This window comes from Variovorax sp. 10L426, from assembly GCF_056395305.1.
In genome coordinates, this window is sequence record NZ_JBFTJF010000012.1 from 78,982 (window position 1) to 94,745 (window position 15,764).

Here is a 15,764-nt window from a genome sequence, read left to right on the forward strand (position 1 = left end):
TCACTTTGGCCGTAGCGGCGAACCGCTGTGTGTAAGACACGAACTCACAACATCGTGCGTAAATCCGACGCTGTGCATCGCCCGCATGCGCTCAGCAGGTCGACGGTCGACTGCTCGATGTCCAACGCCGGCACTTCGATGGTCACCGTCAGCGGGCCGGGCGCACCAAACTCCTCCGCACCGAAGTCGAGTTTTCCGAGAACGTGGACGCCGCCGCTGATCGTCTGGCCGTCGTGGCGGTAGAAGATCGTGACGTCGGGTCCGGGCGCCCAGCAAATCATGTCGCCGACCTCGTAGGCCTGGTCAGTGCGCGTGCCCCTGCCCGAGATCGCACTGGGCAGCGGACCGAATTTCTCTCTCTTGAAGAGATCGTGCATCGTGATCGTCAGCGGCAGCATGGCAACGAATTCCTCCGCCGTCTTGTTGTCCGCCAAGGTGGCCGGGATCACCCTGCCGTTCAGTTTCAGATGGATTTTCATGATTGACCTCTCGGAATGGAGCCCATCAATGGACGAACGCCCCCTGCGGCGTGCCGCATTGCGGCGCCACTGACATTTGCGGTTGGATTTGCGGCCTTGGCCGCTTGCCGTCGTCAGCTGCTCACGCGACCCAGCTGAAGCTCGCGCAGGCGCTTGACATCGCGCGCTGGCGGCAAGCCGAAGAAGCGGCTGTATTCGCGGTTGAACTGCGACTGGCTCTCGTAGCCCACGCGGTGCCCTGCCGTGGCGGCATCGACGTCTTCGCTGATCATGATCCGTCGCGATTCCTGCAGGCGCAGCTGCTTCTGGAATTGCAGCGGGCTCATCGCGGTGACGGCCTTGAAATGCTGGTGCAGCGAAGACACGCTCATGTGGACCTCGTCCGCGAGATCCTCGACACGAAGCGGCTCCTGGAAGCGTCGCGAGAGCACGCCGATCGCCTGGGCGATGCGCTGGCTGTGGCCGTCGACGACGGCCATCTGGGCCAGTCGCCAGCCGTCGGGCGACCTCATCAGGCGGTACAGGATCTCCCGCGTGATCAGCGGCGCCAGCGCCGGAATGTCTTCAGGCGTATCCAGCAACTTGGTCAGCCGCAGCACGGGATCCAGCAGCGTCGTGGACAGCTCGCCGGTGAAGATGCCGCGCTGCGACGCCCGCTTCGGAAGGGTTTCGCCGAGCTTCATTTCCAGCGCGAGTGCGGCGATGTCCTTGACGTCGAAGCTCAGTCGCAGGCCCAGGTAGGGCGCCTCCGGCGACGCGTCGATCACCTGCCCGGCCACGGGCAGGTTCTGCGCCACCACCAGGTACTGGCTGCTGTCATAGACATAGACCTCGTCGCCCAGCAGAACCCGCTTGCTGCCTTGTGCCAGCACGCAAAAGGCCGGTTCGTGGATGGCGTGCACTGGATGCTGCACGCTCGATGCCCGCCCCAGCATCAGGCGCGGTATAGGCGTTTGATGGCCGCCGTCAGTGACCGTGATGCGGTCGATCATGGCGGCGAGTTCGGCCCTCATCACGGTGGTTTGCAGCTGATCGACAGGCCGATCGCTGCGCAGTGCGTTGTGGGTGGATGTCAGCATGGATCGGAGCTTAGGTATCTTGCCGACGCTTGTCTCCACCCAGGCGAGTCAACCGGAGGATCGTGCAAACATCTTCAACAATCCTGCAAGGCGCTCGCGTTTGCACGGCGCGAAACAACTCGAGTGGCCATGGCATCACGCCCAGGAGGGGCTTGCATTGCAGCACCTCCCGGCGACAGACTGCACATCCCTCCGGAGGATTCCCATGGCCACTCCCAGCGCACTCCAAGCCACCGTGGCAGCGATCGCCCAGAAAGGCAAAGGCATTCTTGCGGCCGACGAAAGCGGCCCGACGATTGCCAAGCGTTTCAAGACGATCGCCGTGGAATCGACAGAGGAAAACCGGCGCGCCTATCGCAGCCTGCTGCTGTCGACGCCGGGCCTCGGCCAGTACGTCAGCGGCGTCATCCTCTACGAGGAAACGCTGACTCAGCGCTCGGACGATGGCGAACCGCTGCCGCAACTGGCCGCGCGGCAAGGGATCGTGCCGGGCATCAAGGTCGACGCGGGAAAGATCCCGCTCGCGCTGGCACCGGGTGACGAGATCACGCAAGGCCTCGATGGGCTCGCCGAGCGCCTCGAGGGCTACAAGCAGCACGGCGCGCGATTTGCCAAGTGGCGCGCCGTCTACAACGTTTCCGACACCCTGCCCGGCCAGGCGGCAATCGCGGCCAACGCCGAATCGCTGGCGCGCTACGCGGCCGTCTGCCAGGAACACGACGTGGTGCCGATCGTGGAACCCGAGGTGCTGATCGACGGTGACCACACCCTTGCGCGCTGCGCCGAGGTCACGCAGGCTGTTCTGCACGAAGTCTTTCGTGCCCTCGATCGCCATCGTGTGGTGCTCGAACACATGTTTCTCAAGCCGAGCATGGTGGTGCCAGGCAAGACCCACGCCCTGCAAGCAACGCCCGAGGAAGTGGCAACGCAGACGATCGGCGTGCTGCGGCGCGCTGTGCCGGCTGCCGTCCCGAGCATCAACTTCCTCTCGGGCGGACAGTCGCCCGCCGAGGCCACGGCCAATCTGGATGCGCTGAATCGGTTAGGCGCGCAACCGTGGTTTCTGAGCTTTTCATATGGACGCGCGCTCCAGGATCCCGCGCTGCAGGCCTGGCAAGGCCGCCCTGCCAATGTGCGCCAGGCACAGGAAGCATTGCTCAAGCGCGCACGCCTGAACGCCGCCGCAAGCCAAGGCGCGTACAGCGCGGCCATGGAAGATGCCGCCGGATAACCTCGCGCGTTGCGATTTACCAAGACATGTCTTAGCATCCGAAAACTACGACACGTCTTGGTACTTCGCATGAGCCGATCCGACCCCCCACCCGATTCAGCGCATTGCGCGATCCGTCTTCGCGGAGCCGTCACCCTTTTGTCCCGCCGATTGCGCCCCGCGCCGCAGCAAGGCGGAATCAGCGTGGCGAAGCTCAGTGCGATCGGGCAGCTCTACCGCGCCGGTCCTTCGACGCCCACCGAACTCGCTGCACGTGAAGGCGTGAAGCTCCAGTCCCTGACACGGCTGCTGGCGGAACTCGAAGACGACGGATGGATTGCGCGCAAGGCCCATGCGTCCGACGGTCGACAGTCGCTCCTGAGCCTCACGCGGCTGGGCTCGAAGCGGCTCGCCGCCGCGGTCCATGCCGGCGAAGCCTCGCTCGCGAAGGTCATTGAAGCCACGCTCGGTGAACGCGAACGCGCGGTGCTGCTGCAAGCCTGCACGTTGATCGAAGGTATTTCGGAGGCGTTGGCCGCCGATGCACAGGTCGATGCGCGATCATGAGCTGGTTTTCCATGGATGCCGAGAAGCGGCATCACGGCCTGCAACTGGCCTCAGCGGTTGTTCTCGCCTATTTCATTTCGATGGTGGTGGGGCTGCCCGAGCACTTCTGGGCGGTCATGAGCACGCTGATCGTGATGCGGCCCAATTCCGCGTCGACCTTCGATGCCGGCTGGGATCGCGCCCGGGGGACTTTGATCGGCGTCGCGGGCGGGCTGCTCGGCGTCTACCTGCAACATATGGGCAGCAATGTCCTCGCGACGACGCTCACGATCATCGTGCTGCTGTCTTTTGCCAGCGCCGCGAGCCCGGCTTTGCGAAGCGCTCCGATCGCTGCGTTGATCATCCTGGCGGCCGGCGGGCTCCCTGGCCATTCGGCATTGCAGGTCGCCGTGTTGCGTGTGGTCCAGATCCTCATCGGCGTCGGCGTCGCGATGGGCGTGGCCATCGTCTCGTCGAGATACCGCGCGGGCGACCGCCTTCGGGCGGGGTGCGCTGCCCTTCTCCAACGCATGGCCCGTCCCCTGCAAGATCCGGACGCACGAAGCGCGCGCGACGAATCCGACGCCGAGAAAACAGGTGCCGCCGTTCGCAGCGCGTTGGATCGCCTGACGACGCTCGCCGGAAGCGCGGACCGCGCACCGCGTGTCTTCAAGCGCACCGAGGCGGCCAGTGGTGAGCGACATCACAGGAACATTGCCGGACTGACGAGCCGGATCGTGCAGGACATCTCGCTGCTCAACCGTGTACTGCGCGTTACCGGTGAGCGGCAACCCCTGCGTTGCGGTCGCGAAGCCGCACTGGCCGCAAGCGCCGGCCTTGCGAGCGTCGCCGATGTCCTCGCCGGACGTGGCCAGCCGGACCTGGCCGCGCTGCGCGCCGCTACCCGTGCGGGCGGCGAAGATGCGCCGGATGCCCTCCTCGCCGCCCCACTCCGCCTGCTCCTCGAAGATCTGCAACGTCTCGTGCGCGTGATCGAGCGGCCGCAGACCTGAACGTCGGTCGGCGGAGTTGTGCCGCGATTCTGTGGATAACACTGTGTGAAGTGACGGGAGTCACCCGCAGGTGGCGTGTATCCACGCGGGTTCCGGCCGCATTGCCTCCGGAATAGGCAACGGGAAGGCAGCGGGTCGCTAAGCTACGCTGACCCGCCGATTCCCGTCAAATCCCTATCAGAATTCCTGCCATGTCCAGCCCGCTGCCCGTACTTTCTCTTCTCGAAACCCGTGTGCTCGGCGTGCTCGCCGAAAAGCAGCGCACGGTGCCCGACAGCTATCCGCTCACCCTCAACGCCCTCGTGGCCGGCTGCAACCAGAAAACGAGCCGCAACCCGATCCTCGAGATCACGGACGCCGACGCCCAGACTGCGATCGACAGCCTCAAGAGTCTCAGCCTCGTGCAGGAGACCAGCGGCGGCCGGGTTTTTCGCTACGCGCACAACGTGGATGGCGTGCTGAGGATTCCGTCGCAGTCGATCATCCTGCTGACGGTGCTGATGCTTCGCGGACCGCAGACGGCGGGAGAACTTCGCATCGCGTCCGACCGCATGCACAACTTCGCGGACATTTCGTCGGTCGAGGCTTTTCTCGAGGAAATGGCTGAGCGGCCCGCAGGCAGTCTCGTGGTGAAGCTGCCAAGGCTGCCCGGAGCGCGGGAAAGCCGCTGGGCGCATCTGCTGAGCGGCGAACCGGCAGAAGAACTGACCAGTCCTGCGACAGCCGTCGGCGCCGGCGACATCTCGTTGAGCGAAGTGGCCGCCCTCAAGGCGCACGTGGCACGGCTGGAGGCGGAGTTGGCGGGAACAAAGGCCCTCGTGAACCGGATCTGTTCGGAACTGGGCATTTCCGACCTACCCGACGCCTCGTGAGGCGCCGAGGGCGCCTTAGCGCACGTCGCGCCGCGCCAGCAGCACGTTGCCGCCGGTGGTATTGAACGAGATGGTCGGCGCACTGAAGTCACTCAACGGCGCGCCCAGGCCGATTTCACCGCTGCCATGCAGCACGCACTCGTCGCGCCGCAGCGCGATCTCGCCGCTGGCGCCTGCCGTGCCATGAAAACGCACCCACGTACCGTACGTGCTGACATCCACGAGCACGCAACTGCCATTGCGCGATTCGATGCGCGCATGGAGGCGTGAAACGCGCGGATCGTTGACGACGAACTGCGCCTCATCGACGCGGCCGAGGTGGATCGGCAACTCTTCCGCACGAAACATCGAGCGCACGTCGAGCCAGGCCAACTCGATCTGCCCGAAGGACGAATCCGCAGCCCGCGCAGGTGGAACCAGCGAGGCGGGCATCGTCAGGAATTCGGAGACCTCGTCCTGCCAGTCGACCCGGTGGACGATGGGCATCTCGTTCTTGCCGCGGATGTTGATCGGGCCCAGGCTGCGATGGCGAACCTCGCCTTCGTGCAATTGCTCGATGACCGATTCGGTCGCCCAGATCTGTCCGGGGCCTGCGAGATCGCTGAGACGCGAAGCCAGGTTGACCGCATCGCCATAGCAGTCGCCGTCGACTTCCACGATCTCGCCGCTCGCGACGCCGATCTGAAGCTCCATGCGCAGCGGGGCCGGCCAGGTCTGCAACCGCTTCTGATGGTTGCGCTGCATTTCGAGCACGGCGCGCGTCGCGGTGATGCCGTTTCCGAACACGGCAAACACGCCGTCACCGAGCGACTTGACGACGCGACCACCGTGGGATTCGCATACGCCGGCAATCCACTGGGTCAATCGCGTCACCGTCTCGGTTGCGCGCGCGTTCCCCATGGCCTCGAAGACCCTGGTGCTCCCCGTCAAGTCGGCAAATACGACAGTGGAATCGGCGCCCATGTTGTGCAGTTTTTGGTAGCTCTCGCTTTCGGATTATGGCAAAGGAGCAAAAAAACACTGCCTTCCAGCGCCAAATCGCTCGACTTCGCGGCAAACGTGTTGCTTTTTCATTTCGACACGCCGAATGCAAAACGTTTCACTTAACAAAGTAACACTTTGGTATCCGTTATTAGACCGGAACTTGAAGTGATTCGTGAAGTATGTTGTTTTTAAACATGAAATGTTGTTTCCATACTTGTGTGATGACTGGGCCAGCCGTAACGTACCCACCCATCAAGGCTTCCGGCACCCGCCTTCATTCCATGGCCCCCTTCAGCAGGTTCTTCCGCTTTCTGTCTCTTCCAGGCTTCGGCTCGCGCCGTGCCACGGATCGCCAGATGGGCCGGATTCGCACAGCCATGCTGTCGCTGCTGCAGGTTCACGGTGGGCATTCCGTGCAACGCGTTGCGCAGCGTGTGCGCTTCGCAGGCGATCTCGAAGCGCTTTGGTATCTGCGTCAGGATGTGCTGACGGCGCTGAGCGCTGTGGACGGTGAAGTCGCCGCGCGACGCCAGATGCGCCAGATCAATCGCCTGTTCAAGGGCGGCCTTCCGCACACGATGGGTCCGAGGACCCACCAGCGCATCATCACCTGATCGAAAGCCGCTGCTTCGGCCTCGGACAGGCCCGCACCCCGCTTTCTCCCGGCACTCTCAGTGCGCGTGATCGTGCCCGTGCCGATGTCCCCAGACCATGAAGACATCCCGCCCATCGGCCGCAAGTTCCACCTTGGCGCCGACAGGCAGCAGAACCTTGGTCGGCACGTGACCAAAGGGAAGTCCCGTCAGCACCGGGACCTTGATCAACTCCCGCAGGCGCGCTGTCACGGCCTGCATGCCGAAGCCGCGGTCGTGCGGCACCTTCCGGATCCCCGTGAACTGTCCCAGGATCACTGCCTTCTGGCGCGCGAGAACGCCGGCATGTCGCAGTTGGTCGAGCATGCGTTCGACACGATACGGGTGCTCGTTGACGTCCTCGAGGAACAGCACGCCCTTGTCGATCGTCGGGAAGTAAGGCGTACCGAGCAGGCTCGTCAGCACGCAGAGATTGCCGCCCCACAGTACTGCGCCATGGATGCCGCGAATGGGCCCCAGGCCGGTGAAATCGCGCGCCGGCATCCGCCAGCCGGTGCCCTCACCCTGCCCGCACAGTAAATCGTCGAAGCAGGCTTCCATGATGTCGTCGGCCCCTGCTTCGGCGCCGAAGTCTTCGCCGACGGCCGGACCGGCCCAGCTCACGCTGCCGGTCTTCGCCAGCAGCGCACACTGGAACGCGGTGAAGTCGCTGAGCCCGACGAACTCGGTGCCGCGATGGATGGCCTTGGCGACGGCCTTGTACGGAATGGCGTCGAGGATGCGCGTGAGGCCGTAGCCGCCGCGTGAGATGAGCGCCACGTCAGCACCGCTGGCGGCGGCGCGGGCGATGGCCGCCAGGCGTGCGGCATCGTCGCCGGCGAAACGCTGATGGCTGGCAAGGGCGGTCTCGTCGATCTCGACTTCGTGGCCCAGCGCCTGGAGCCGCTTGATGCCGCGCTTGAAAGCGGCCTTGTCGCGCACGGCGCTGGATGGCGAATAGATGTAGATGTGTTTTTTCACGGGGCGAAGTATCCCATCGCGTCCTTGACGAGTTGCGCAGCCTGCGCGGCCGAGAGGCCCGAGGCGCGCTTCGGAATGGCCCCCAGCGCCCGCAGGCCGGCCTCGTAGCCGCGATCGGGGAACGGTGCCCGCCATGCGTCGACGGCCTGCCCTCCTTCGTCGGGTGCGCGCATCAGCTTGGGGAAACGCGCCGGCGCCGCATCGACGAGAAGCGACGCCAGCGCGGACGCGCCGGCGCTGTGCACGAGCGCCAGCGGCCCGGGATCAAGCCGGTCGATCCACTCGAGCAGTACATCGCGATGCCAGTCCAGCCGATGAATCGCCTCGCGCTTGGGCTTGTCGCTCTGGCCGAAGCCGATGAGATCCGGCGCCAGGACGCGTGCCTGCCTCAGTCCTGCGAGATGGCGAAAGAAATAGCTCCATTCACCGGGTCCGTGCAGGCACAGGAGCGCGAATCCCGCATCGACCGGACCCTCGTCGAGGTAGTGCATGCGCCACCCGCTCAAGCTCGGCAGCTCGCTCACGTAGTGCGGCGCGAAGGCAAAGTCGGCCAACGCGCTGAAGCGCTCGGCTGGCGTGCGCAAGGCATCGTCGCGCAACGGTTCTGCCGCTTCGCGGGCAGCGCTGCGACGATCGCGGAAGAAGGCTTGCAGAAGCGCCTGGCACTCGTCCGCCAGGACGCCCCCCTCGACCACCGTGTGATGGTTGAGTTGCGGCTGCACGAACAGATCAACCACTGATCCTGCCGCGCCCGTCTTGGGATCCGTTGTGCCAAACACGGCCCGCTTCAGCCTCGCGTGCAGCATGGCCCCGGCGCACATCGCGCAGGGTTCGAGCGTCACGAAAAGCTCGCAGCCATCGAGGCGGTAGTTCCCGAGCACCTCCCCTGCGGCCCGCAGCGCGTTGATCTCTGCATGCGCACTGGGGTCATGCATCGCGACCGGCGCATTGCGTCCGCTCGCGACAAGCACACCGTCTTTCACCACCACTGCGCCGACCGGCACTTCGCCGGATTCACCGGCCCGCCGCGCCTCGGCCAGCGCCAATGCCATCCAGTGCGCGTCAGTTGTCATCCGGCATGGGACGCGGCTTCTGCGCCGCCTCGATGGATTGCTTGATCTGCTGCTGAATCTGCTGGCTCTGGGCGCGAACATCGCCTGCCGGTGCAGCACCCGTTACCGCCACGCCGGGCGGCAGCACCGGCGCAGTGACCACGTTCAGTTGCTTCTTGACGAGCACCCCGACGACGACCAGCGCCAACAGAAGTCCGATGAGCCCGATAGCGCGCATCTCAGATCTCCTCGGCCCTGACCGCATCGGTCACGTTCATCCCGAGGCGCTTCATCCATCCCGCGAGCGCCTGCTCGTCCGACGAACCCACGCTGTACTGCGCGTACATGGCGGGATGCGATTCCTTGCGGTGCTGATTGAGCTTGAGCTTGCACTGGAGCGTCGTCACGCGCAGTTCGAAGCCGACGATGCCGTTGAGCATCTTGTTCTGGAACTCCTCGCAGAGGTCGCGCCACTGCTGTGCGTAGGCCGGTTCGTGCTGGCCGATCAGGCGCTTGAGCAGCGCATCTTTTTCGACTGGCGCTTCGATCAGGCTGGCTTCGACCGTGCAATGCACGGCGAGGTAGTTCCAGGTCGGGACGCGGGCGAGATCGGGGTAGACCGAAGGCGACATGTACGCGTGCGGCCCGAGAAAGGTCACCGCCGCCTTGGGCCGGTCGCGAAGATAGCGCCAGTGCGGATTGGGCTTGGCGCAGTGCCCGAGCAGCGCCAGTTCGCCGGACGCCCTTTCATCCGCCACCAGTGGCAGATGAGTGACGTATGGCAGGCCTTCGTCGTCGGTCGAAATCAGGCTGGCGAAGGGATGCGCGCGCATCAGTTCCAAAGCGATGGCGCGATCTGTGCCATTGAATTGCGGAGGCATGTACATGGGGCGGCCCTGCGAAAAGAATCGCCCCGATTGTCCCTGAGACGCCTTGTTTTGCGGCGCCCGCCCTGCCGCTTTTCGATGCTCAGCCCAGTTGACCCTTGACCTTTTCGAGCGCCGCGTTCGCGCATTGCTCGTCGAGGTGACCGCCCGGCGCGCCGCCCACACCTACTGCGCCGATCACTTCGTTGCCCGACTTCACCGGCACGCCGCCGCCGAGCAGCAGGAAGCCGGGGATGTTCACCAGGTTCGCCGCGCCCGGGTTCTTCTGCGCGTTTTCCATCATTGCGAGCGTCGGCGACTTGGCCGATGCCGAAGTCCATGCCTTGCGTTCGCTGGCGCCCAGCGTATGGGCGCCGGCGTTGTCGGCACGCTGCACGGCGCGCACGGTGCCTGCGCGGTCGACCACCGTCGCCGCCACGGCATAACCGTTGGCGGCGCAGGCTGCGACGCTGGCAGCGGCGATCTGGTTGGCGAGTTCGAGCGACATGTTCTTTTCGGCCCGGACGGCCGGGCTCGGCGCCTGGCTTTGTGCCTGTGCGGTCACGGCGGCGGCAAGAAGGACGGCGAGGCTGCCGAGGCGAAGGGTTGAATGCATGAGGATCTCCGAATGGGTTCGATGGGGTCGCGCCGGCACTTCGCCGACCGCACCGCCACTGTAGAAATCGCGCGGCGGGAACGCCATTCGTACGGTTACGCGCAGTGCTCCGTAGAACTACGGAGCCTCGCCATCGACGAGCGACGCGTAGCGGCGGATCAACCGAGCCAGCGAATCGCATTCGAGCTTGGCGAAAAGGTTGGCCCGGTGCGATTCGACCGTGCGTGGCGACAGCGCGAGCGTGCGCGCGATCTCCTTGTTGGTCAGTCCTGCCACGATGTAGCCGAGCACTTCGCGTTCGCGTTCGGAAAGCTGTGCGCAGCGGTCGCGTGCGGCCTGGTCGGCCTGCGTGCGCTCGCGCGAGTTGACGTGCCGGCGCACGGCCTGCTGCAGGGCTTCGAGCAACTGCTCGTCGTCCACGGGCTTTTCAAGAAACTCCGCCGCGCCGGACTTGAATGCGCGCCGGCACATCTCCACCGTGCCGTGGCCGGTGAGCATGATGACGGGCTGGTCGACGCCCTGTCCGATGAGCGTGTCCAGCACGGCAAGCCCGCTGATGCCCGGCATGCGGACGTCGAGCACGATCGCGCCGACGCTGCCGCGGTCGAAGCCGTCGATGAATTCCTGCGGGTCCGCCCAGGTCTGCGCGCGCAGGCCGACGGTTCCGATCAGCAGCGCCAGGCTTTCCCGCACGGCGAGGTCGTCGTCGATCAAGTGAATCAGCGGGGACTGCGGCTCGTTCATGCGGTGTGCTCCGGGGATGCGGCAGCCAGCGGCAATCGCAGCGTGAAGCGGGCGCCGCGTGGCGACTCGTGCTCGGCGGCGAGCGATCCGCCCATGCCGACGGCCAGCGACTCGCAGAGGCTCAGCCCGAGGCCGAGGCCGCCTTCGCGCGTGCTGAAGAACGGCTCGAAGATGTGCGGCAACGCGTCGGGCGCGAAGCCGCGACCGTTGTCGGTGACGGTCAGCACACCCACTGCGCCTTCGCGCCCGATCGCGAGCCGCAGGCGTCGCTCGCCTGACGGCGCTTCGTCCAGCGCTTGCAGGGCGTTCATCAGGAGGTTGTGGATGATCTGTTCGAGCGCAATCGGGTCGACTTGCACGATGACGGGCGCATGGGCCGTATCGTCGATCGCTGGCACAACCGATCGTCCCTCGAATTCCGGCGCCAGCAGATGGAGCACGCTGCGCAGCGCCTCCTGCAAAGGCACGGGCCGTGTGTCGGCGTGGCGTTCGGGCCGCTCGATCACGCGGCGCAGGCGACCCACCACATCGGCGGCTCGCCGCGCCTGTTCCGCTGCCTGCTTCATCGCCGTTCGCGCGGTCGCGAGTTCCGGCGGATCGTCATCGAGGAGCCGCCGGGCGGCCTGCGTGTTGGCCAGCATCGCCGTCAGAGGCTGATTCAGCTCGTGCGCCATGCCGGCGGCGAGTTCGCCCAGTGCGTTGAGCCTCGCGACCTGTCCCAGCCGCAAGAGATCTTCGGCGCGCTGCCGTGCGATCCGCTGGCGCCGAAACATGGCAGCGCCGCCGAGCACGAGTCCCACCGCCAGCGCCCACCCGCTCATCGCGCCCCAAGGCAGTTCCGTCCACGACACCCGGCGCTCCGCCACGAGATCGAAGGCCTGGCTCTCCGAAGCCAGCACCTTGCGGAAGCCGAAGTGCCAGCCGCCGGGTAGGGTTTCCGCCCCCGGCTGGACCACGAACTGCTGCCCTTCCCTTTCAAGCGCGACGCGGACCGGGCTGGTCTTCGGGTCCATCGGCCAGTCTCGCCATGGCACCGTCGTTGCGAGGTCGATGTCGATCACATAGCTGGTCGGGAGCGCACCGATCACCAGGCTGTAGCGACCGCCGGGAAAATCGTCCGCAACGAATTCGGGACGCCGCAATTCACGCGAGCGGGCTGCCGCATCGGCGAGGCGGGGGTCGGACCAAGGCGCGTCGGCCTCGTGGCGCTGAACGCCAAGGATCGACGGATAGACAGACGGCAATCGCCGCTCGGGCTGACTCCCGCCGGGCACGGTTTCCAGCAGCGCGAGCGTCGCGAGCACCGCGTCGTACTGCACCACCTGCTGGCTCATCAGCCGGTGCGCGATGCGCCCGTTGACCTCGAAATCCTCGTGCAACTGCTGGATTTCGGCACGCGCAATCCAGGCCGCGCCGGCGCCGGTGACCAGCAGCCAGGCGAGCCACCAGCCACCCCGGGTGCGTAACCATTGCCTCATGGCGCGGATTGTGCCCGCGCTGTCCGCGAAAATCGGCAGCCATGAGTGTTTGCAGATTTCCGGCGGCCGCCCTTGTCCTCTTTGTCGTGGCCGGCATCACAGGCTGTTCGACCACTGTTCAGCAATCGGTTGCCGAGGCGCGTGTCGAGTCACTGATCGGCCGGATGACGGTGGAAGAAAAGGTGGGCCAGCTGAGTCTTTACGCCCCGGCCGGTGTGGACATCGTCGCCAATCCTCAGGCTGCGAAGCAGAGCTGATGCAGGAATCTCTTTTCGACGACCTGAGCGAGCCGGACGACCGGGCCGAGCCGACACCCTCCCCGTCACTTGCTCCCGCTGCCAGGAAGCGTGCCGGCAAGCGCACGGCAAAGGTCCAGGCGGTTTCACCCGATCCGTTGCTCCATGCGCTCGCGGCAGATCTTCCGCCGGGCCTGCGCCTGGGCACATCGTCCTGGTCCTTCCCGGGATGGAAGGACACAGTCTGGGACGGCGACTACGAACCATCCGTCCTGTCCAAACACGGCCTCGCGGCCTATGTCCAGCATCCGCTGTTTCGCGCGGTGAGCATCGACCGCAGCTTCTACAAGCCTTTGTCCGCCAGCCAGTTCGCGGTCTATGCGGCGCAGGTGCCGGAGGATTTCCGCTTCGTCGTGAAGGCGCCGAGCCTCGTCGCCGATGCCGTGGTGCGCGGCGAGGATGGGCGCGGTATGGAGCCCAATCCGGCCTTTCTGGACCCGATGCTCGCTGCGATGGAATTCGTCCAGCCGGCGCTCGATGGCCTGGGCGCCAAGCTGGGCGCGCTGGTGTTCCAGCTCAGTCCCCTGCCCGGCCCGATGCTGGGCCGGCTCCCTGAAATCCTCGACCGGCTCGGCGCGATGTTGAAGGCGATGCCGCCCCTGCACCCTATCGCTCCGGACGCCGTGATCGCGGTCGAAGTGCGCAATCCGGAGTTCCTGACGCCTGCCTTATGCGATGTGCTCCGGGAAGCAGGCGCGACTTACTGCCTCGGTCTTCACTCCAAGATGCCGCCCATCGAGGATCACCTTCCGCTGCTGCGCGCCCTCTGGCCCGGACCGCTCGTGTGCCGATGGAACCTCCACCGGCGACACGGCGCCTATGGCTATGAAGAAGCCAAGACGCTGTACGAGCCGTTCGACAAGCTGGTCGACCTCGATCCCGAGACCCGGACCACACTGGCGCGGGTGATCCACGGAACCACGGGCGCAGGCCATCGCGCCTACGTCACCATCAGCAACGAGGCCGAGGGCTCGGCGCCGCTGACCGTGCAAGCCCTGGCCGAGGAAGTGCGGCATCTGCGGCGTTGAAGGTGTTCGATCAACGCGCGACGAGGCCGTCAGCAGGTCGGCGATGTGCTGGCTCAGACAAGGCCGCCGTTGACGCGCAGCGTCTGGCCGTTCACCCAACCGCCGGGAGCCGCCAGTTGAGCGACCGCGGTTGCGATGTCATCCGGCGTGCCGAGCCGTTCCAGCGGCGCAGCCTTGGCGAGGCGCTCGACCGCTTCGGGCGTCTTGCCATCGAGGAACAATGCGGTGGCCGTGGGTCCCGGCGCAACGGCGTTGACGGTGATGTTCCGTCCGCGCAATTCCTTGGCGAGGATGTGGGTCATGACCTCGATCGCGCCCTTGGTCGCCGCGTACACCGCATAGCCGGGCAAGGCCAGGCCGATCACACTGGTCGAGAAGTTCACGATACGGCCACCCGATTGAAGGCGGCTCGCGGCCTCGCGCAGGGTGTTGAAACTGCCCTTGACGTTCACAGCGAACAAGCGATCGAAGGTCTGGTCGTCCGTGTCCGCGAGATGCGGCAAGGCGGGCGGCATGATCCCCGCGTTGTTCACGAGCACGTCCACGCGGCCATAGGCTGCCAGCGCTTCGTCGAAGAGGCGACGGGCGGCAGCCGGGTCGGCCACGTCGGCCTGCACGGCCTTCGCATCGCCGCCGGCGGCTGCGATGGTTTCCACCACCTTCGCGGCTTCCTTGGCGTTGCCGGCGTAGTTGACGATGACCTTGTAGCCATCCTTGGCAAGACGGGTTGCGATAGCGGCGCCGATGCCACGCGATGCGCCGGTGACGATGGCGACCTGTGAAGCGTTATTCATGACGGATTCCCATGGGTTGGGTTGACGTTGGTTGAGGGCTGATTTCGCCGCTCATTGCCGAGTCGGTGAATGAATTGTTCTGTTTATCGCCTTTCAGATAAATGCGTTAGATTTGCCTTCACTGTTCAATCAGAACAAACAATTGAGGGCTTTCAGATGGACCGTTTCGAAGCCATGCGAGTCTTCGTGCGCATCGTCGACCGGCGCAGCTTCACGAAGGCCGCCGACGAGCTTCAGCTGCCGCGCGCGACGGTCACGCACACCATCCAGCAGCTTGAAAGACGTCTCGGTGTTCGCCTGCTGCACCGGACCACGCGGCAGGTCAGCGCCACGCTGGACGGCGAGGCGTATTACCAGCGCTGCCAGCAACTGTTGGCCGATCTCGAGGAAACGGAGGCCGCCTTCACCCAATCGGCGGCGAAGCCGAAGGGCAAGTTGCGCGTCGACCTGCAAGGCACCCTCGCCCGGTATTTCCTGCTGCCACACATCGGCGATTTCTTCGACAAGTACCCCGACATCGAGCTGGAGATCGGCCTCGGCGACCGTTTGGTCGACCTGGTGCGCGAGCGCATCGACTGCGTGCTGCGCGCCGGCGAGCCGCGCGAGTCAAGCATGGTGGGCCGACGCGTCGCGCTGCTTGAGCAAGTGACGTGTGCGAGCGCCGCCTACCTTGACCGCTTCGGCGAGCCCATGACGCCGGATGAATTCCGCGCCCACCGCGCAGTGAACTACGCGAACGCCAGCGGCAAGGTCCTGCCCTTCGAGTTCACCGTCGACGGAGAACGGCAGGCGATGCAGTTGCGCGGCTCGGTCACGGTGAGTCATGCGGACGCTTACGTCGCCTGTTGCGAGGCCGGGCTGGGCGTCGTGCAGCTGCCACGCTACCACGTGCAGGAACTGCTGGCGTCTGGTGCGCTGCGCGAGGTGCTCACGGAATTCAGGCCTGCGCCGATGCCAGTTTCGGTGCTCTATCCACATCACAGGCAGTTGTCGGCGCGTGTGCGCGTCTTCGTGGACTGGGTGGCGGATCGGATGCGCTGAACGCTTGGATTCATTCAAATGCAACATACCAGCATTGCATTTGCAACTATGCT

At 65.5% G+C, this 15,764-nt stretch carries 19 protein-coding genes; 8 read left to right on the forward strand and 11 right to left on the reverse strand.

All coding sequences use genetic code 11. From position 1 onward, the window contains the following. Positions 1-44: 44 nt before the first annotated feature. Both AC1DHL_RS18305 and AC1DHL_RS18310 read right to left on the reverse strand, forming a co-directional pair. A complete protein-coding gene (locus AC1DHL_RS18305) occupies positions 45-479 on the reverse strand; it encodes a cyclophilin-like fold protein (protein ID WP_478102981.1) in 435 nt (144 codons plus the stop codon). Positions 480-592: 113 nt separating this feature from the next. Beyond that, positions 593-1,558, reverse strand: coding sequence for an AraC family transcriptional regulator (locus AC1DHL_RS18310; protein WP_478102980.1), 966 nt, complete (start codon positions 1,556-1,558; stop codon positions 593-595). A gap of 205 nt (positions 1,559-1,763) precedes the next feature. Between AC1DHL_RS18310 and AC1DHL_RS18315 the strand changes: the two genes are divergently transcribed. The 4 genes from AC1DHL_RS18315 (at position 1,764) to AC1DHL_RS18330 (ending at position 5,199) form a co-directional block, all read left to right on the forward strand. Further along, a complete protein-coding gene (locus AC1DHL_RS18315; RefSeq protein WP_478162879.1) occupies positions 1,764-2,789 on the forward strand; it encodes a class I fructose-bisphosphate aldolase in 1,026 nt (341 codons plus the stop codon). A 183-nt stretch (positions 2,790-2,972) separates the two neighbouring features. Beyond that, a complete protein-coding gene (locus tag AC1DHL_RS18320) occupies positions 2,973-3,335 on the forward strand; it encodes a MarR family transcriptional regulator (RefSeq protein ID WP_478102977.1) in 363 nt (120 codons plus the stop codon). Further along, on the forward strand, positions 3,332-4,327 hold the full coding sequence (locus AC1DHL_RS18325; protein WP_478162880.1) for an FUSC family protein: 996 nt from the start codon (positions 3,332-3,334) through the stop codon (positions 4,325-4,327). The genes AC1DHL_RS18320 and AC1DHL_RS18325 overlap by 4 nt, the downstream gene beginning before the upstream one ends. Positions 4,328-4,518: 191 nt before the next feature. Continuing rightward, positions 4,519-5,199, forward strand: a complete 681-nt coding sequence (locus AC1DHL_RS18330) for a YceH family protein (protein ID WP_478162881.1) — start codon at positions 4,519-4,521, stop codon at positions 5,197-5,199. A gap of 15 nt (positions 5,200-5,214) precedes the next feature. Here AC1DHL_RS18330 and AC1DHL_RS18335 read toward each other — a convergent pair whose 3' ends face one another. Beyond that, on the reverse strand, positions 5,215-6,162 hold the full coding sequence (locus AC1DHL_RS18335) for an adenylate/guanylate cyclase domain-containing protein (protein ID WP_478102974.1): 948 nt from the start codon (positions 6,160-6,162) through the stop codon (positions 5,215-5,217). Between the two features lie 377 nt (positions 6,163-6,539). Between AC1DHL_RS18335 and AC1DHL_RS18340 the strand changes: the two genes are divergently transcribed. Beyond that, positions 6,540-6,797 carry a hypothetical protein gene (locus AC1DHL_RS18340; RefSeq protein ID WP_478162882.1) on the forward strand — a complete coding sequence of 86 codons (258 nt, stop codon included), beginning with the start codon at positions 6,540-6,542 and terminating at the stop codon, positions 6,795-6,797. A gap of 57 nt (positions 6,798-6,854) precedes the next feature. Here AC1DHL_RS18340 and AC1DHL_RS18345 read toward each other — a convergent pair whose 3' ends face one another. The 7 genes from AC1DHL_RS18345 to AC1DHL_RS18375 all read right to left on the reverse strand — a co-directional run bounded on the left by AC1DHL_RS18345 (position 6,855) and on the right by AC1DHL_RS18375 (position 12,552). After that, positions 6,855-7,796 (reverse strand): LD-carboxypeptidase, encoded by a 942-nt coding sequence (locus AC1DHL_RS18345; RefSeq protein WP_478162883.1) that lies wholly within the window; start codon positions 7,794-7,796, stop codon positions 6,855-6,857. Next, positions 7,793-8,869, reverse strand: a complete 1,077-nt coding sequence (gene tadA, locus AC1DHL_RS18350) for a tRNA adenosine(34) deaminase TadA (RefSeq protein WP_478162884.1) — start codon at positions 8,867-8,869, stop codon at positions 7,793-7,795. Before tadA ends, AC1DHL_RS18345 begins: the two co-directional genes overlap by 4 nt. Then, entirely contained in the window at positions 8,859-9,086 is a 228-nt protein-coding gene (locus tag AC1DHL_RS18355; protein ID WP_478102969.1) for a hypothetical protein, read from the reverse strand. Before AC1DHL_RS18355 ends, tadA begins: the two co-directional genes overlap by 11 nt. A gap of 1 nt (position 9,087) precedes the next feature. Next, positions 9,088-9,735, reverse strand: a complete 648-nt coding sequence (locus tag AC1DHL_RS18360) for an FMN-binding negative transcriptional regulator (RefSeq protein ID WP_478162885.1) — start codon at positions 9,733-9,735, stop codon at positions 9,088-9,090. A gap of 82 nt (positions 9,736-9,817) precedes the next feature. Then, positions 9,818-10,330, reverse strand: coding sequence for a GlcG/HbpS family heme-binding protein (locus AC1DHL_RS18365; RefSeq protein ID WP_478162886.1), 513 nt, complete (start codon positions 10,328-10,330; stop codon positions 9,818-9,820). Between the two features lie 117 nt (positions 10,331-10,447). Continuing rightward, the gene (locus AC1DHL_RS18370) at positions 10,448-11,074 is read right to left on the reverse strand and encodes a response regulator transcription factor (protein ID WP_478162887.1); all 627 of its coding nucleotides are present in this window, start codon (positions 11,072-11,074) and stop codon (positions 10,448-10,450) included. Beyond that, complete coding sequence (locus tag AC1DHL_RS18375; protein WP_478162888.1) at positions 11,071-12,552, reverse strand: sensor histidine kinase; 1,482 nt, start codon at positions 12,550-12,552, stop codon at positions 11,071-11,073. Before AC1DHL_RS18375 ends, AC1DHL_RS18370 begins: the two co-directional genes overlap by 4 nt. A gap of 41 nt (positions 12,553-12,593) precedes the next feature. Between AC1DHL_RS18375 and AC1DHL_RS18380 the strand changes: the two genes are divergently transcribed. Together AC1DHL_RS18380 and AC1DHL_RS18385 are read left to right on the forward strand one after the other, a co-directional pair. After that, the gene (locus AC1DHL_RS18380) at positions 12,594-12,809 is read left to right on the forward strand and encodes a hypothetical protein (protein ID WP_478162889.1); all 216 of its coding nucleotides are present in this window, start codon (positions 12,594-12,596) and stop codon (positions 12,807-12,809) included. Then, positions 12,809-13,876 carry a DUF72 domain-containing protein gene (locus AC1DHL_RS18385; protein ID WP_478162890.1) on the forward strand — a complete coding sequence of 356 codons (1,068 nt, stop codon included), beginning with the start codon at positions 12,809-12,811 and terminating at the stop codon, positions 13,874-13,876. The genes AC1DHL_RS18380 and AC1DHL_RS18385 overlap by 1 nt, the downstream gene beginning before the upstream one ends. Positions 13,877-13,929: 53 nt before the next feature. On the opposite strand, the gene AC1DHL_RS18390 is transcribed toward AC1DHL_RS18385, so the two are convergent. Further along, a complete protein-coding gene (locus tag AC1DHL_RS18390) occupies positions 13,930-14,670 on the reverse strand; it encodes an SDR family oxidoreductase (RefSeq protein ID WP_478162891.1) in 741 nt (246 codons plus the stop codon). Between the two features lie 156 nt (positions 14,671-14,826). On the opposite strand from AC1DHL_RS18390, the gene AC1DHL_RS18395 reads away from it, so the two are divergent. After that, positions 14,827-15,711, forward strand: coding sequence for a LysR family transcriptional regulator (locus tag AC1DHL_RS18395; RefSeq protein ID WP_478162892.1), 885 nt, complete (start codon positions 14,827-14,829; stop codon positions 15,709-15,711). Positions 15,712-15,764: the final 53 nt, after the last annotated feature.

What these genes read in the sequence shown, in the direction of transcription:
- AC1DHL_RS18305 (WP_478102981.1), bottom strand. Translation starts at nt 479, where the DNA reads ATGAAAATCCATCTGAAACTGAACGGCAGGGTGATCCCGGCCACCTTG.
- AC1DHL_RS18310 (WP_478102980.1), bottom strand. Translation starts at nt 1,558, where the DNA reads ATGCTGACATCCACCCACAACGCACTGCGCAGCGATCGGCCTGTCGAT.
- AC1DHL_RS18315 (WP_478162879.1), top strand. Translation starts at nt 1,764, where the DNA reads ATGGCCACTCCCAGCGCACTCCAAGCCACCGTGGCAGCGATCGCCCAG.
- AC1DHL_RS18325 (WP_478162880.1), top strand. Translation starts at nt 3,332, where the DNA reads ATGAGCTGGTTTTCCATGGATGCCGAGAAGCGGCATCACGGCCTGCAA.
- AC1DHL_RS18330 (WP_478162881.1), top strand. Translation starts at nt 4,519, where the DNA reads ATGTCCAGCCCGCTGCCCGTACTTTCTCTTCTCGAAACCCGTGTGCTC.
- AC1DHL_RS18335 (WP_478102974.1), bottom strand. Translation starts at nt 6,162, where the DNA reads ATGGGCGCCGATTCCACTGTCGTATTTGCCGACTTGACGGGGAGCACC.
- AC1DHL_RS18340 (WP_478162882.1), top strand. Translation starts at nt 6,540, where the DNA reads ATGGGCCGGATTCGCACAGCCATGCTGTCGCTGCTGCAGGTTCACGGT.
- tadA (WP_478162884.1), bottom strand. Translation starts at nt 8,869, where the DNA reads ATGACAACTGACGCGCACTGGATGGCATTGGCGCTGGCCGAGGCGCGG.
- AC1DHL_RS18355 (WP_478102969.1), bottom strand. Translation starts at nt 9,086, where the DNA reads ATGCGCGCTATCGGGCTCATCGGACTTCTGTTGGCGCTGGTCGTCGTC.
- AC1DHL_RS18360 (WP_478162885.1), bottom strand. Translation starts at nt 9,735, where the DNA reads ATGTACATGCCTCCGCAATTCAATGGCACAGATCGCGCCATCGCTTTG.
- AC1DHL_RS18365 (WP_478162886.1), bottom strand. Translation starts at nt 10,330, where the DNA reads ATGCATTCAACCCTTCGCCTCGGCAGCCTCGCCGTCCTTCTTGCCGCC.
- AC1DHL_RS18370 (WP_478162887.1), bottom strand. Translation starts at nt 11,074, where the DNA reads ATGAACGAGCCGCAGTCCCCGCTGATTCACTTGATCGACGACGACCTC.
- AC1DHL_RS18375 (WP_478162888.1), bottom strand. Translation starts at nt 12,552, where the DNA reads ATGAGGCAATGGTTACGCACCCGGGGTGGCTGGTGGCTCGCCTGGCTG.
- AC1DHL_RS18380 (WP_478162889.1), top strand. Translation starts at nt 12,594, where the DNA reads ATGAGTGTTTGCAGATTTCCGGCGGCCGCCCTTGTCCTCTTTGTCGTG.
- AC1DHL_RS18385 (WP_478162890.1), top strand. Translation starts at nt 12,809, where the DNA reads ATGCAGGAATCTCTTTTCGACGACCTGAGCGAGCCGGACGACCGGGCC.
- AC1DHL_RS18390 (WP_478162891.1), bottom strand. Translation starts at nt 14,670, where the DNA reads ATGAATAACGCTTCACAGGTCGCCATCGTCACCGGCGCATCGCGTGGC.
- AC1DHL_RS18395 (WP_478162892.1), top strand. Translation starts at nt 14,827, where the DNA reads ATGGACCGTTTCGAAGCCATGCGAGTCTTCGTGCGCATCGTCGACCGG.